This is a genomic window from Jiella sonneratiae (assembly GCF_017353515.1).
In the GTDB taxonomy this organism is placed as follows: Bacteria; Pseudomonadota; Alphaproteobacteria; order Rhizobiales; family Rhizobiaceae; genus Jiella; species Jiella sonneratiae.
Map to the genome: position 1 here is coordinate 18,229 of NZ_JAFMPY010000037.1, position 13,231 is coordinate 31,459.

At 69.7% G+C, this 13,231-nt stretch carries 14 protein-coding genes; 8 read left to right on the forward strand and 6 right to left on the reverse strand.

Features of this window, described 5'->3' with window-relative positions; translation table 11 throughout:
- Positions 1-125: 125 nt before the first annotated feature.
- The gene (eutC, locus tag J1C47_RS21945; RefSeq protein WP_207352950.1) at positions 126-968 is read right to left on the reverse strand and encodes an ethanolamine ammonia-lyase subunit EutC; all 843 of its coding nucleotides are present in this window, start codon (positions 966-968) and stop codon (positions 126-128) included.
- Between the two features lie 213 nt (positions 969-1,181).
- Positions 1,182-2,201 carry a uroporphyrinogen decarboxylase gene (hemE, locus tag J1C47_RS21950; protein WP_207352951.1) on the reverse strand — a complete coding sequence of 340 codons (1,020 nt, stop codon included), beginning with the start codon at positions 2,199-2,201 and terminating at the stop codon, positions 1,182-1,184.
- 536 nt (positions 2,202-2,737) lie between these two features.
- Here hemE and J1C47_RS21955 point away from each other — a divergent pair.
- The 5 genes from J1C47_RS21955 (at position 2,738) to J1C47_RS24255 (ending at position 6,595) form a co-directional block, all read left to right on the forward strand.
- Entirely contained in the window at positions 2,738-3,337 is a 600-nt protein-coding gene (locus J1C47_RS21955; protein WP_207352952.1) for a Maf-like protein, read from the forward strand.
- Positions 3,330-4,307, forward strand: coding sequence for a shikimate dehydrogenase (locus J1C47_RS21960; RefSeq protein ID WP_207352953.1), 978 nt, complete (start codon positions 3,330-3,332; stop codon positions 4,305-4,307). Before J1C47_RS21955 ends, J1C47_RS21960 begins: the two co-directional genes overlap by 8 nt.
- Positions 4,304-4,738, forward strand: coding sequence for a hypothetical protein (locus tag J1C47_RS21965; RefSeq protein WP_207352954.1), 435 nt, complete (start codon positions 4,304-4,306; stop codon positions 4,736-4,738). Before J1C47_RS21960 ends, J1C47_RS21965 begins: the two co-directional genes overlap by 4 nt.
- On the forward strand, positions 4,735-5,364 hold the full coding sequence (gene coaE, locus J1C47_RS21970) for a dephospho-CoA kinase (protein ID WP_207352955.1): 630 nt from the start codon (positions 4,735-4,737) through the stop codon (positions 5,362-5,364). The genes J1C47_RS21965 and coaE overlap by 4 nt, the downstream gene beginning before the upstream one ends.
- Before the next feature lie 187 nt (positions 5,365-5,551).
- Entirely contained in the window at positions 5,552-6,595 is a 1,044-nt protein-coding gene (locus J1C47_RS24255) for a class II glutamine amidotransferase (protein WP_207352956.1), read from the forward strand.
- A 206-nt stretch (positions 6,596-6,801) separates the two neighbouring features.
- Here J1C47_RS24255 and J1C47_RS21980 read toward each other — a convergent pair whose 3' ends face one another.
- The 3 genes from J1C47_RS21980 to J1C47_RS21990 form a co-directional block, all read right to left on the reverse strand.
- The gene (locus J1C47_RS21980; RefSeq protein ID WP_207352957.1) at positions 6,802-6,987 is read right to left on the reverse strand and encodes a hypothetical protein; all 186 of its coding nucleotides are present in this window, start codon (positions 6,985-6,987) and stop codon (positions 6,802-6,804) included.
- An 86-nt stretch (positions 6,988-7,073) separates the two neighbouring features.
- Positions 7,074-8,231 (reverse strand): TraB/GumN family protein, encoded by a 1,158-nt coding sequence (locus tag J1C47_RS21985; protein ID WP_245396743.1) that lies wholly within the window; start codon positions 8,229-8,231, stop codon positions 7,074-7,076.
- A gap of 121 nt (positions 8,232-8,352) precedes the next feature.
- Complete coding sequence (locus J1C47_RS21990) at positions 8,353-9,306, reverse strand: tyrosine recombinase XerC (RefSeq protein WP_207352959.1); 954 nt, start codon at positions 9,304-9,306, stop codon at positions 8,353-8,355.
- Positions 9,307-9,558: 252 nt separating this feature from the next.
- On the opposite strand from J1C47_RS21990, the gene J1C47_RS21995 reads away from it, so the two are divergent.
- Entirely contained in the window at positions 9,559-9,993 is a 435-nt protein-coding gene (locus J1C47_RS21995) for an OsmC family protein (RefSeq protein WP_207352960.1), read from the forward strand.
- A gap of 194 nt (positions 9,994-10,187) precedes the next feature.
- Here the strand turns inward: J1C47_RS21995 and J1C47_RS22000 are convergent, their stop codons facing one another.
- The gene (locus J1C47_RS22000) at positions 10,188-10,619 is read right to left on the reverse strand and encodes a Fur family transcriptional regulator (protein WP_207352961.1); all 432 of its coding nucleotides are present in this window, start codon (positions 10,617-10,619) and stop codon (positions 10,188-10,190) included.
- A gap of 365 nt (positions 10,620-10,984) precedes the next feature.
- Between J1C47_RS22000 and J1C47_RS22005 the strand changes: the two genes are divergently transcribed.
- A complete protein-coding gene (locus J1C47_RS22005; RefSeq protein ID WP_207352962.1) occupies positions 10,985-12,334 on the forward strand; it encodes an Nramp family divalent metal transporter in 1,350 nt (449 codons plus the stop codon).
- A 607-nt stretch (positions 12,335-12,941) separates the two neighbouring features.
- Positions 12,942-13,136, forward strand: a complete 195-nt coding sequence (locus J1C47_RS22010; protein WP_207352963.1) for a hypothetical protein — start codon at positions 12,942-12,944, stop codon at positions 13,134-13,136.
- Positions 13,137-13,231 lie beyond the last annotated feature (95 nt).

Genomic DNA, 13,231 nt, shown 5'->3' on the forward strand with positions numbered 1-13,231 from the left:
CGTGCCGCATCCCACATCTGATGAGGATTGAGGCACCAAGAGAAAGTGCTGTCAATCTGAACAGGTCGCGACGGGGCGAATTTTCGGTGGACGGACGCGGCCCGCCACTTTCGCCGACGGACAGGTCACCCCGACGCGTCGCCGGAAAGCGCCGGGGCGGCGGCTCCCGCGACCTCGAGCCGGTCGTCGGCGTCGTCCTTCAGCGCCGTGCCGGAACGGCCGAGCTCGGCCGCCCGCACGACGAGGTCGGCCAGCTTCCTTCCGGCGACTTCCGGCCTGAGGCCGCCCGGCCGGATGTTGGAGACGCAGTTGCGCTCGGCATCGGCCCGGCCGGGCCTCGGCCCGAAGGTCAGATAGGCGCCGAGGCTGTTCGCTGCCGAAAGCCCCGGCCGCTCGCCGATCAGAATCAGCGCGAGGCGGGCGGACAGCGCTTCGCCGATCGGATCGGCGAGAGCGACCCGCGCGCCCTCCGCGATCACCACCGGAGCGATGTTCCAGGATGGCGGCAGGGCGGCGAGGAGGCCGAGGGCGACGGTCGCACCGTGGCCGTTGACGGCGGTCGCCGACAGACCGTCGGCGACGACGACGGCAAGATCGAAGGGCGCGCCCGGCACGGCCTCGAGCGTCTCGCGCGACCGCGACGACAGCCTGCGGCCGAGATCGGGGCGGCGCAGATAGGTCGCTCGGGTTTCGGCCTCGCTCGCAACGCAGAGGGTCGGGTGGCCGGCAGCGTCGAGTTCGGCGGCGATCGCCGCCGCCTCAAACGCCGAGTGGACCGCGTCGCGGGCCCGCGCATGCGCCTCGGCGAAATCGAGACGGGCGGCCGTCGGCAGCCCGGCGCCGCTTCGTCCGAGGCCGATCCGCGCCTCGGTGAATTCGCGCAGCCGCGACAGCGGGTGCTCCGCCGTCCGGGCGGGGCCGGCTTCGGCAGGGACGGCAGCGGCTGGGGGCTTTTCCGGAGATGGCATCGTCGTCGCTCCCTCGGCCGCGTCGATGCTGGCCGCAAGGTGCCGTCGGCAGCGACCATCGCCGCCGTCACGGGGCGAGTGCCACCAGACCACACGGGCGGCGCCTTGCAAAGCCGCTGCTTCGCAATGCAGCACGATTGCCTCGCCTCGTGATGCCTCGCGTCGTGATGCGACGAAAGCCGGCGCCGCGGCACGGCGGCCGGCGGCCCGACCCTATCCCCGCAGCCGCTTCAGCAGCGCCTCGACATGGGCGATCGGCGCGTCCGGCGTGATGCCGTGGCCGAGATTGAAGACCAGCGGCCCGCTGCCGAGATTTTCGAGGATGCGGTCGACGCCCTCGTCGAGAGCCCTGCCGCCGGCGATCAGCCGCAGGGGGTCGAGATTGCCCTGCACCGGACCGCCGGCCTGGATCGTCCGGGCGAATTGCATCGGCACCTGCCAGTCGAGGCCGACGGCGTCGACGCCGGTCTTCTCCCGATAGGTGGAGAGGAACGCCCCGGCCCCCTTGGCAAAGCCGATGATCTTCGCCTCGGGCCGGGCGGCACGGACCTTTTCGACCATGCGCCGGACCGGCCCGACGGCATAGGCTTCGAACGATGCCTCGTCGAGGACGCCCGCCCAGGAATCGAAGATCTGGACGCAGTCCGCCCCGGCGGTCAGCTGGCGGATCAGATAGTCGGCGCTCATCTCGGCGAGGAGGTAGAGCAGCTTCTCCATCGCTTCCGGATGGCGATAGCCGAACAGCCGCGCCGGCGCCTGGTCGGGGGTGCCGTGGCCGGCGATCATGTAGGTGGCGACGGTGAAGGGCGCGCCGCAGAAGCCGATCAGCGCCGTCTCGGCGGGAAGCTCCTCGCGCAGCCGCGCGACCGTCGCGATCACCGGGGCGAGATGGATCTCGGCCCGCGACGGGTCGAGCCGCGCCACCTCGTCCTCGCGCAGCGGCGTCAGCTTCGGCCCCTCGCCGGCGACGAAGTGCAGCCCGCGGTCGAGCGCGTCGGGGATGACGAGGATGTCGGAAAAGAGGATCGCCGCGTCGAAGCCGAAGCGCCGGATCGGCTGCAGCGTCACCTCGGTGGCGAAGTCCGGATCGTAGCAGAGTTCGAGGAAGCTGCCGGCCTTCGCCCGGATCTCGCGATATTCGGGGAGGTAGCGTCCGGCCTGGCGCATCAGCCAGACGGGAGGAGGGGAGACCGTCTCGCCCTTTAGGACGCGCATGAGCTTTCGCTGTTCCATCGGCGGCGTTCTCCCAATCATTCAAGAATCCATTTTTAAAAGAGATGATGATTCTTTGAGTCGGTGGATAGCCGGGATTCACACGCAGCGCCAAATTCCGCGGATTCGGCGAGCCGCCCGGCCACGCTCCTGCCGCGGCGCGGGGTGGCACCTGGGAGATCTGGGGACGGTCGGCGATCGGCAAGGCCGGACAGCGGGTTAGACACGCCGCATGCGATGCGCCGGCACGGGAGGAAGCATTAACGAGCGGTTAACCCTTGACGGCGGTTCGGCACAGATTCGCCTCCGCGCGTTCACAGCGCCCCCGCCGTCGTGACATGTGGAAAACCGACGGGTCCATGAACAGGGGCGCCGAGCCCGCCGCGTACCGGGCGAAGTTGCCCCGTCGTTGCCCACAGACCGAAGAGAATCCCGGGCGAATTCGCCTTTTCCCCTTGCGCCGGGAGGGCGAATCGAGTCCGCCAGCCCTTCAGAGTTCGCCGGCTTGCGCTATCAAGCACCCGAGCCGTGAAGATTTGATTAAAAGGCCAAACATCATGCCCAAAGGCATCGTCCTCGCCTCCGGCAGCGTCCATCGCCGCGAGCTTTTGAAGAATGCCGGCGTCGACTTCACCGTGCGACCGTCGGAGCTCGACGAGCGCTCGATCGAGGCGCCGCTGCGCGACAGCGGCGCGACGCCGGAGGACGTCGCGGCGGTGCTTGCCGAGGCGAAGGCGAGCGACGTCGCGGCCAGCCACCCGGGCGAGATCGTCATCGGCGCCGACCAGACGCTGGCGCTGGGCGACGCGGTGTTCCACAAGCCGGCGACGATGGAAGAGGCGCGGCGCACGCTGCTGGCGCTGTCCGGCCGGACCCACACCTTGAACAGCGCCGTGGTGCTGGTCGAGAACGGCAGCGTGACCTGGCGCCACGTCGCCGTCGCCCGGATCACCATGCGGGAACTGGAGCCGGGCTTCATCGGCCGCTATCTCGCCGGGGTGGGAGCCCGGGCGCTGACCAGCGTCGGCGCCTACCAGATCGAGCGGGAGGGGGTGCAGCTGATCGAGGAGATCGAGGGTGACTATTTCACCATCATCGGCCTGCCGATCCTGCCGCTGCTCCAAGAATTGAGACGAAGGGGGGAAATCGATGGCTGACGAAGAAAACGAGTGGACCCCGGCGCCCTATGTCAGCGGCGCCGACAGGCCGCGCGGCGCGGGATCGATCTTCGACCCGGCGCGCCGGCCGGCCGAGACCGACGGGCCGCGGGCCTTCATCACCGGATGGCCGGTCTGGCATTCGCGTTCGCCGGCGATCCATTCCGCCTGGCTGCAGGAATTCGGGCTCGCCGGCTCCTATGTCCGCAAGGGCGTCCCGCCCGAGGAGATCGAGGAGTTCTTCGAAACGCTCGGCGACAGCGGTTTCGTCGGCGGCAACGTGACCATCCCCCACAAGGTGGCGGCCTTTGCCGCGGTCTCGCGCCGCGACGGCGACGCCGAGGCGATCGGCGCGGTCAATACGCTGTGGTTCGAGGACGGCGCGCTCGTCGGCGGCAACACGGATGCCTATGGATTTGCCGCCAATCTCGACGAACGGCTCGCCGGCTGGAGCGATGCCGGGACCGCCCTGGTGCTCGGTGCCGGCGGTGCGGCGCGGGCCGTCGTCCATGCGCTGTTGTCCCGCGGGGTGACGAAGGTGGCGATCGTCAATCGCACCCCCTCCCGGGCGGTCGACCTCGCCGAACGCTTCGACGCCCTGTTTCCCGGCCGGGTCAGCGGCCATGGCGAGGCGGAAAGGACCGGGCTCCTCGGCCGGGCGGACCTACTCGTCAACACCGCGCCGGTTCCCGAGAAGGACCCCGACGACGAGACGCCGGATTTCTTCCCCGAAAGACTGCCCGACCTGTCGGCGCTTGCCGACCACGCGATGGTCACCGACATCGTCTACAAGCCGTTGATGACCCCGACGCTCAAGGCCGCCGAAGCTCGCGGCCTCAGATTCGCCGACGGGCTGGGCATGCTGCTGCATCAGGCGGTGCCCGGCTTCGAGCGCTGGTTCGGCCGGCGGCCGAGCGTCGGTGAGGCGCTGCGGGCGCGGCTGGTCGAGGATCTGGAGAGCGGACTATGACGATGTGGAGCGCGGCAGGCGGCGAGCGGCCGTCAGGCTTCCGCATGGCGGTCGAGGATCTGTTCGCCCGCTATGCCGAGGGTTTCGGGGATTTCGATCTCAACGCGGTGCTGGACTGCTTCGCCTATCCGGTGACGATCTGGCAGCTCGGCAAGGGGACGGTCTTCGCCGATGCGGAGGAACTCGCCGAGAACGTCGAGGCGCTGTTCGACGTCTTCGAGAGCGAGGAGATCGTCCGCTCGGAATTTGCGATCCTCGACGCCAGCGCCTCCGGCAACGCCGCTTTCGTCGCCCTGTCCTGGACGCAGGAGCGCGCCGACGGCGACCCGGCGATGGAGTTCACCTGCCGCTACGCGCTGCGGCGCAACGACCTCTCCGGCCAATGGCTGATCGCCCTCGTCGTCAACGAGGAAGAGGTTTCGCCGCGGTGATCGTCGTCGGCCTCACCGGCTCGATCGGCATGGGCAAGTCGACGACGGCGGGATTGTTCGCCGAGGCGGGCCTGCCGGTCCATTCCGCCGACGAGGCGGTGCATCGTCTCTATCGCGGCGCCGCTGCGCCGCTCGTCGAGGCGGCCTTTCCCGGCACGGTGGTGGACGGCGTCGTCGACCGCGCGCTGCTTGCCGGCAGCGTCCTCGGCGACGTGGCGGCGCTGAAGCGGCTCGAGGCGATCGTCCATCCGCTGGTCGGAGAGGCCGAGCGCGGCTTTCTCGACGCCGCGCGCGTCAGCGGCGCCCGGGCCGCGATCCTCGACATCCCGCTGCTCTACGAGACCGGCGCCGAGGCGCGCTGCGACCGGGTCGTCGTCGTCTCGGCGCCGCCGGAGGTGCAGCGCCGTCGCGTCATGGAGCGGCCGGGCATGAGCGAGGCGAAGCTCGAGGCGATCCTTCGAAAGCAGATGCCGGATGCCGAAAAACGCGCCCGCGCCGATTTCGTGATCGACACCTCCCGCGGCATCGAGGCCGCGCGGGCAGAGGTCGCGCGGATCGTCGAGCAACTCGCCGCCGAGGCTTCGTGCGGCGACGGCGCGTCGGGAGATCCCGCCGGCGGGCGCTGAACCGGCGGGTGCTGAGCCGGCGCGGCGCGCTTCGCCCCCGCAACTCGCCGGCCGCCCGTGGGCGGATCGGCGGCAGCCTCGGTGGCGAGGTCAGCCCGGCGCCAAGATCGTTGCGCAAACTCCGTCGATCGACCCTGGACTTTCCACTGCGCCCCCATCGTGCAACGGACCGACCCCGCCGCCGACCATGTGCCGACTCCTCGCCTATGCCGGTCCGCCGGTCTTCCTCGACAGCCTGCTGGTCGAGCCGCGCGCCTCGCTGATCGCCCAGTCGATGGCGGCGCGGCGGGCGCGCACGCCGGTCAATGCGGACGGCAGCGGCATCGGCTGGTATGGCGAGCGGCACGAGCCGGGGCTCTACCGCTCGGTGGTCCCGGCCTGGTCCGACGCCAATCTCGTCTCGCTGTGCCGGCAGATCCGCTCGCCGCTGTTCATGGCGCATGTCAGGGCGGCGACGAGCGGCGAGGTCTCGACCGCCAACTGCCACCCCTTCACCGACGGTCGGGCGCTGTTCACCCACAACGGCCAGATCGGCCGCTACGCCCTGCTGCGGCGGCGGGTCGAGGCGCTGATACCCGACGAACTCTATCACCTGCGCCAGGGCTCGACCGATTCCGAGGCGATCTTCCTCGCCTCGCGGCGGGCCGGCCTTGCCGGCGATGCGGCCGGCGCGCTGGCGAAAACCCTTTCGGCGATCGCCGCGATCCGCGACGCGGCAGGAATCGGCGACGCAGCGGACACGGCCGCGACCGCCGCCGGGATGGCTCTCGGTGCAGCCTCTCTCGATCCGGCGCCTCTCGATCCAGCGTTTGATTTCGCCGCAGGCGCCGCCCCTTTGGATCTCGGCGCGGCGGTTCCGCAGATCCGCACGCAACCCGGCAGCGCAACGGGCGAGACCCGGGGCCCCTGCGGGCGCGACGACACGGCGACGATCCGCTTTGCGGCCGTTCATGCCGACGGCAGCTGCCTGACGGCCTGCCGCTGGGCCGACGACGGCCAGCCGCCGTCGCTCTACTGGCGGGCGATCGAAACGGCGTCGGGCCGGGGCACGGTGATCGCCTCGGAACCGTCCGACGAGGCGGAAGAGGACTGGCATCTGGTGCCGCCCTCCTCGGTGCTCACCGCCTGGCCGGACGGCCGGATGACGCTGAAGCCCTTCGACCCGCTGTCGACGGGCCGCCCTGCTGATCGCCCGGCGCCTGTGGCATTGCAGGCGGCGGCCAACGTCTGACGTCGGCAGGACAATCCCCGGCCGTGCCGCGGAATCCCTGCTGCCGCCGGGCGCCGATGCGGGCGCGATCACCCGTCGCCGCTTGCCGCGTCAGACCGCCGCGCGGCCCAATCCCGACATTTGCTGCCGTCTCGTGGAAACGCTGTCGCAGATGTCGGTATCGAAGGACCGCCGACCGAGGTCGGGCCGCGAAGGGGGCCGGGGCCTCAGCCCTTCTTTTCCTCGCCGGCCGGCAACTTCGGCGGCGGCGCGTCGGTCTTCTGGTCGGCGGTGACGATCGGCGTCATCGGCGCCTCGGCCGAGACGTTGCTCTTGAAGTTGCAGGCGAACGCGCCGGAGGCGGCGGCGAGGACGAGGCCGGCGGCGGCCGTCGATGCGAGAAACGCTTTCATCGGAGGTGGTCTCCATCTGCGGTTTCGACGCTGCCGATGCTACGCACAGCGCGGCCGCAGGCAATCGCTTCCTCGTCGCGGGCGAATCACTTCTTGGTGTCGGCCGCATCGGCGGGCGCGGAATCCGGCGCTGCGGCCTTTGGCGGTCCTGGCGTGGCGGCGTCCGCTTCGGGAGCCTCGTCGCTCACCGCCTTGCCTGGCGGCGCGGGCGCGGCGAGGTCGATCCGCGTCACCGCGTAGCCGCGCCGGCGCAGCAGGGCGACGAGGCCCTTCTCGCCCGGCAGATGCAGCGCCCCGACGGCGATGAAGACGCCGCCCTTGCCGAGCAGCGGCACCAGGCGCTCGGCCATGCGGCCGTTGCGCTCGGTGATCACCTTCTCCTCGAAGGCGCCGTAGCCCTCGCCGGTGCCGACCATCATGCCGCCCTCCGGCACCGCCGCCTCGATCGCCGGAACGATCGTCGAAACGTCGCCGGCGAGATAGAGCTCGATCATCGTCTCGAAGATGTCGTCGAGTTCGTCCTCCGCGGCGATCAGGGCGACGAAGCCGTCCATCTGCTGTTTAATCGGGATGGCGGCCATCGACTGCAACTGTTCGAGGGCGGTCTCGAGCCCTTCGACCGGCTTTTGCGCGGCCTTCGCCATACCGGCGAGGCTGGTGTCGAGGACCAGCGGCACGCCGGCCTCGATCGTCTGCTTCTGGCAGTCCGGCAGCATGAAGCCGGAGGACAGGAACCAGGGCTGCAGGCGTTCGACCGCCTGCAGCGGTACGCCCTTCTTCGACAAGGTCGCGGCGAGCTTCTCTCTCTCGGCTTGCGTCAGATAGTCGTCGAGGGTCTTGCCGTCCGGCAAGGTGGTGAGCGCCGGGTCGGCGAAGAGGGCGCCGGCCATCTTCTTCTGGTCGAGGATGTCGGTCGTCTCGATGACGAGGCTGCGGCTTTGAGCGAAGGCCTCGCGGATCGGCGCCGGCAGGCGCAGCAGCCGCGGGTCGCCGAGATGCATGGTGCCGAGCAGGAAGGAGGGCGCGGCGCCTGCCGCCTCGATGCGGTAGAACCGCCCTTCGCCGTTCGGGACGGCGGCGGCCTTGGCCTCGACGGCGGCGAGCCTGCCGTCGGCGCGAAGTGCCGGAACGAAGCTCTTTCCCCGGCAGTCCGCGGGTGCCGCGAAGCCTTGCGACGGTGAAAGCAGGCCCGCCGCGACGAGGCCGGCGGCAAGGTGGGGGATGAAGCGGAAAAGACGGCCCAAAAGGGCCTTCGCGGCGCGGATCACGGGGGGCATCTATCGCTTTCGTCGGTATGGTTCGCTTCGGGTTTCGCCGTCGTCCGCCGGGCGCGCCGCGCAGGTGTCCGGCCGGCGGCGAGCGCTCTCAGCCGCGGCGGCGGGCCCGCGGATGCGCCTCGCGATAGATGGACATCAGCCGGGCGGAATCGACCGCCGTGTAGGCTTGCGTGGTCGAGAGGCTGGCATGGCCGAGGAGATCCTGGATGGTGCGAAGGTCGCCGCCGGCGGCGAGGAGATGCGTCGCAAAGGAGTGGCGCAGGGCATGCGGCGTCGCCGAGGCCGGCAGGCCGAGCGCGCCGCGCAGCCGCGCCATGTTGCGCTGGACGATCTGCGGGCGCAGCGGCCCGCCCTTGGCGCCGCGAAACAGCGGCGCGTCCCCGGTCAGCGCGAAGGGGCACAGGCGGCGATATTCGGCGACGGCTTCGAGCACCACGGGAAGCAGCGGCACGATCCGCGTCTTGCCGCCCTTGCCGGCGATCGGCATCGCCCGGGCCGCCGGATCGGCGAGCGCCGCACCGTCGAGGCCGAGCGCCTCGGAGATGCGCAGTCCGCAACCGTAGAGCAGCGTCAGCACGGCGACGTCGCGGGCGGAGATCCACGGTTCGAGGGCGAAGCTGCCGGCCTCTTCGGCGACCTCGAGGGCCGCGGCGACGGAAAGCGGCCGGGGCAGCGACTTCTGCGCCTTCGGCGCGCGCATCGCCCGGGCGCCGGCAGCCGAGACGAGGCCCTTGCGCTCGAGATGCCGCAGAAACGCCCTGACGCCGGAAAGATTGCGGCCGAGCGAGCGGGCGCCGGCGCCGTCGCGCCGCCGGTCGGCGAGAAAGGCGCGCAGCTCGGCTGCGGAAAGATCGGCGACGTCGGCGAGGCCGGCGGGCCGGGCGTTGTAGCCGGTGAGAAAGGTGAGGAACTGGCGCAGGTCGCGCTCGTAGGAGGTGATGGTGTGCGGGCTGGCATTGCGTTCGGCCGCGAGCGCCTCCAGCCAGGCGGCCTTTTCGGCGAGCAGCTCGTCGGTGGCATGTTTCAGGATCGTCTCGCTCATCGCCGCATCGTCCCCGTCCCGTCCCGGCCGTCTTGCTCTGCGCGCCGCTCTTGCCGCGAAAGGCGCGGTCGCGCATTCCCGGCCAGATCAGAGCACCGATCCTTGAACGAAGCGTTTGCCGCGCGAAAGCGGCGCGGCGAGGGCTCGCTTTGGTTCATGCGTGCACCATGTTCGGCGCCATCGCCGTCCCGCGGAACCTGCAAAACATGGGGACGGCCCGGCTACCCGCAAACGAGACAGGGAGACATCCTGATGAAACGTCATGCAACGGCGGTCTGGAAGGGCGCGCTTTCCGACGGCACCGGCTCGATCACCACCCAGTCGGGGGCGCTCGACAAGCACGGCTACTCCTTCCGCGCCCGCTTCGAGGACGAGAGCGGCAAGTCCGGCACCAATCCGGAAGAGCTGCTCGCCGCGGCGCATGCCGGCTGTTTCGCCATGCAGCTGTCGCACTTCCTCGCCGAGAACGGCACGCCCGCCGAGGAACTGAACGCCAAATCGGTGGTGAGCGTCGAGCAGGACGGCGGCGGCTTCGCCATCAAGTCGAGCGCCATCACCCTCGAGGCCAAGGTGCCGGGGATCGACGAGGGCACCTTCGGCGAGCTCGCCGCGAAGGCGAAGGAAGGCTGCCCGGTGTCGAAGGCGCTCGGCGCGATCACCGTGACCCTCGACGCCAAGCTGGTCTGACGGCGGCGGAGGCCGGCGCGTCCCACCTATCCCGGATGAGAAACCGGGAGATGGTGTGGATCTTTCCCGGCCCCTCGGGGCGGCGGTTCGTGCGCCGCCCCTTCTAAGGTCTCGGGGATTGGTCCGCACGTGCGGGTGCCGGCCTGACGGATCGTCCTCGACGATGCAGGGCCGTCCCGTCGCCCGCTGCCGGCTCACTTGCGCCGGCGGCCATAGAGCTCCAGCCGGTGCGAGACGATCTCGTAGCCGAGCTCGCGGGCGATCTCTTCCTGCAGCTTCTCGATCTTCTCGGAGCGGAACTCGATGACTGCGCCGGAATCGAGATCGATGAGATGGTCGTGATGGCGGCCGTCGGCATGTTCGAAGCGCGCCGGCCCGCCCTCGAAAGTGTGGCGCTGGATCGCCCCCTTCTCCTCGAGCACCTTCATGGTCCGGTAGACGGTCGAAAGCGAGATCGTTGCGTCCTGGCGCGAGGCGCGCCGGAACAGGGCAAGCGCGTCGGGATGATCGCCGCCCTCCGCGAGGATGGCGAGGATCACCCGCCGCTGCCGGGTGATCCTGAGGCCGGCCTCGCGCAGGATCGCCTCCAGATCGCTGGTTCCGCCCGGTTCGGTCGTCTCGGCCATCGTGGTCGCGCCGTCTCGTTCATGCGTTCGTTGCAGGACTCCTGCCCGGTTCGGCCCGGCGTGGCAACCGCCGAGGCCGCTCGGCGGTTTCGCCGCCCGCCGAATGTCCCGGCGGCTCGTGCGTCGCTGCAGCGGAGCAGCCGCTCAGTCACGCCCAGGTCAACTCTCTTGCAAATGATTTCCATTATCATTCTTATGTGCCATGGTGGCGAAGAGCTTCGGCGCGGCGCCCCGCCGCCGGCGGGCGCGACGGGTGCGACGGGCCGGGCGGGCGGGCGCTTCGGCGTTCCCGCTCCCCGGAAAGAGCTGAACCGCCGGTGATTCGCGTGGGGGCGGCCCCTGCCGTCGCCACGCAAGGAGAGACGATGGCCTTCGAGGAACGGATCGACGACGGATCGGCGGCGGGCTTTGCCGCGGGCGGGCAGTCCTCGCTCGACGAAGCCTATCGCTCCGTCGGGGTCGGCGGCGGCAGCGGGCTGCGGCGCTTCCTGGCGTTTCTCGGCCCGGGCTTCCTCGTCGCCGTCGGCTACATGGATCCCGGCAACTGGGCGACCTCGATCGCCGGCGGCTCGCAGTTCGGCTACACGCTGCTTGCGGCGGTGCTGCTCTCCTCGCTGATGGCGATCCTCCTGCAGGCGCTCTGCGCCCGCTTCGCCATCGCCACCGGCAAGGACCTCGCCGAGGCGTGCCGCGAATATTTCCCGCGCGCCGTGTCCTATCCGCTCTGGCTGCTGGCGGAACTGGCGATCGTCGCGACGGATCTCGCCGAAGTCATCGGCACGGCGATCGGCCTGCAGCTGCTCTTCGGCCTGCCGCTGGTCTGGGGCGTCGCCGTCACCGCCCTCGACGTCTTCCTCATCCTCTTCCTGCAGAGCCGGGGCTTTCGCTGGCTGGAAGCCTTCGTCGCGACGATGATCCTCGTCATCGCCGTCTGTTTCCTCGGCCAGATGATACTCGCCCATCCCTCCGTCGCAGGCGTCCTCGGCGGCCTCGTGCCGTCGCCGGAACTCGTCACCGACAACCGCATGCTCTACCTCGCCCTCGGCATTCTCGGGGCGACGGTGATGCCCCACAACCTCTATCTCCACACCGGCGTCCTCCACACCCGCGCCTATGCGCTCGACAAGAAGGGGCGGGAACAGGCGATCCGCTACGCGACGATCGATTCGACGACGGCGCTCTGCTTCGCCTTCCTGGTCAACGCCTCGATCCTGATTCTCGCGGCCGCGGCCTTCTTCTCAACCGGCAACGGCGCGGTCGAGGACCTCACCGACGCCCATGCGCTGCTCGAGCCGCTGCTCGGCTCGGCGCTGGCGCCCACGCTCTTTGCCGTCGCGCTGCTCGCCTCGGGCCTTTCCTCGACGGTGACGGCGACGCTCGCCGGCCAGATCGTCATGCAGGGCTTCCTGAGGCTGCGGCTGCCGATCGTGGTGCGGCGCCTGGTCACCCGCGGGCTCGCCATCGTGCCGGCGGCGCTCGCCATCGTCGCCTATGGCGAGAAGGGCGCTGCCGAGCTCCTGGTGCTCAGCCAGGTGGTGCTGTCGCTGCAGCTGCCCTTCGCCGTCGTGCCGCTGGTGCTGTTTTCGGCGCAGAAGTCGCGCATGGGCGCCCACATGCCGGCGCGCTGGCTGCTCGCCGTCACTGCGGTGATCGCCGTCGTCATCGTCGTCCTCAACGCCAAGCTGGTCGCCGACTTCCTCGCCGGCGCCGCCTGACGCGCGCCGCGATCGCCCGTCTGCCGTTCCGCGAACCGCCCGAGGCCATCGACGAGAGGGGAGGGGCAACCCGGAAAACAGACGGTGCGCGGCCGCGTCGCGCAGAGCCGGCGCTTCGTCCGCCCGATGGCAGGGTTCAGCCGGCAGCGACCGGGATCGGGCCCGAATTTTTTCCGGCGAAGAGCCGCGATTCGTGCCGGGGAAGGCTCCGGCATGACGCCGCCATGACGGCGCAAGCCACGGAAAACCATGGATTTCGGGCGATTTCAGGCAAAAAAAGCCGGTCTGAATTTTTCTCGAAAAAAGCCGTTGACTTCCAAAACGGGGAGGGCCTATAAGCCACCCATCGACGGCGACGGCGCCGCCGGCGAGCCAGACGGTTCGTCCCAACGGTAGCCGAAACGCTTCGAAACTGGTTCTTCAGACTTCGGTCGGAACTTCAAAATTGGGTGGTGACGCGGCGACGCCTTTTCACCCGACGGTCCCTCGACGTGACCGTGATCTTTGACATTGTTGGTATTGGAGACAAGAAAGAGAAGCGTGGGCGGCGCGGGTTTTGCGGCTCATCCTTGCCGGTATCCTTTCCGGTATGGGATGAGTTTGTGAGATGGCCCTGGCCGTCACGGACTTCTCTTTGGATGAGAATGGTCTCTCCGGTCTGTTTGACGGTTTGTTGGTTTCGCAAGGGACGGACGGGTCGTCGTGGCTGGAGGGCATGGCGTTTTCGGTCGCCGGGTTCGCAGGATTGCGGGCCGGGCATTTGGCATGGACTTTCGGGCTTTTGCCGGGCCGGGGATGCTGAAGAAATTCTCGTCAAGCTTTGAGACAGTGACGGCTGGGACAACTCTTATCAAACCTGAGAGTTTGATCCTGGCTCAGAACGAACGCTGGCGGCAG

What these genes read in the sequence shown, in the direction of transcription:
- eutC (WP_207352950.1), bottom strand. Translation starts at nt 968, where the DNA reads ATGCCATCTCCGGAAAAGCCCCCAGCCGCTGCCGTCCCTGCCGAAGCC.
- hemE (WP_207352951.1), bottom strand. Translation starts at nt 2,201, where the DNA reads ATGGAACAGCGAAAGCTCATGCGCGTCCTAAAGGGCGAGACGGTCTCC.
- J1C47_RS21955 (WP_207352952.1), top strand. Translation starts at nt 2,738, where the DNA reads ATGCCCAAAGGCATCGTCCTCGCCTCCGGCAGCGTCCATCGCCGCGAG.
- J1C47_RS21960 (WP_207352953.1), top strand. Translation starts at nt 3,330, where the DNA reads ATGGCTGACGAAGAAAACGAGTGGACCCCGGCGCCCTATGTCAGCGGC.
- J1C47_RS21965 (WP_207352954.1), top strand. Translation starts at nt 4,304, where the DNA reads ATGACGATGTGGAGCGCGGCAGGCGGCGAGCGGCCGTCAGGCTTCCGC.
- J1C47_RS24255 (WP_207352956.1), top strand. Translation starts at nt 5,552, where the DNA reads ATGTGCCGACTCCTCGCCTATGCCGGTCCGCCGGTCTTCCTCGACAGC.
- J1C47_RS21980 (WP_207352957.1), bottom strand. Translation starts at nt 6,987, where the DNA reads ATGAAAGCGTTTCTCGCATCGACGGCCGCCGCCGGCCTCGTCCTCGCC.
- J1C47_RS21990 (WP_207352959.1), bottom strand. Translation starts at nt 9,306, where the DNA reads ATGAGCGAGACGATCCTGAAACATGCCACCGACGAGCTGCTCGCCGAA.
- J1C47_RS21995 (WP_207352960.1), top strand. Translation starts at nt 9,559, where the DNA reads ATGAAACGTCATGCAACGGCGGTCTGGAAGGGCGCGCTTTCCGACGGC.
- J1C47_RS22000 (WP_207352961.1), bottom strand. Translation starts at nt 10,619, where the DNA reads ATGGCCGAGACGACCGAACCGGGCGGAACCAGCGATCTGGAGGCGATC.
- J1C47_RS22005 (WP_207352962.1), top strand. Translation starts at nt 10,985, where the DNA reads ATGGCCTTCGAGGAACGGATCGACGACGGATCGGCGGCGGGCTTTGCC.
- J1C47_RS22010 (WP_207352963.1), top strand. Translation starts at nt 12,942, where the DNA reads ATGGCCCTGGCCGTCACGGACTTCTCTTTGGATGAGAATGGTCTCTCC.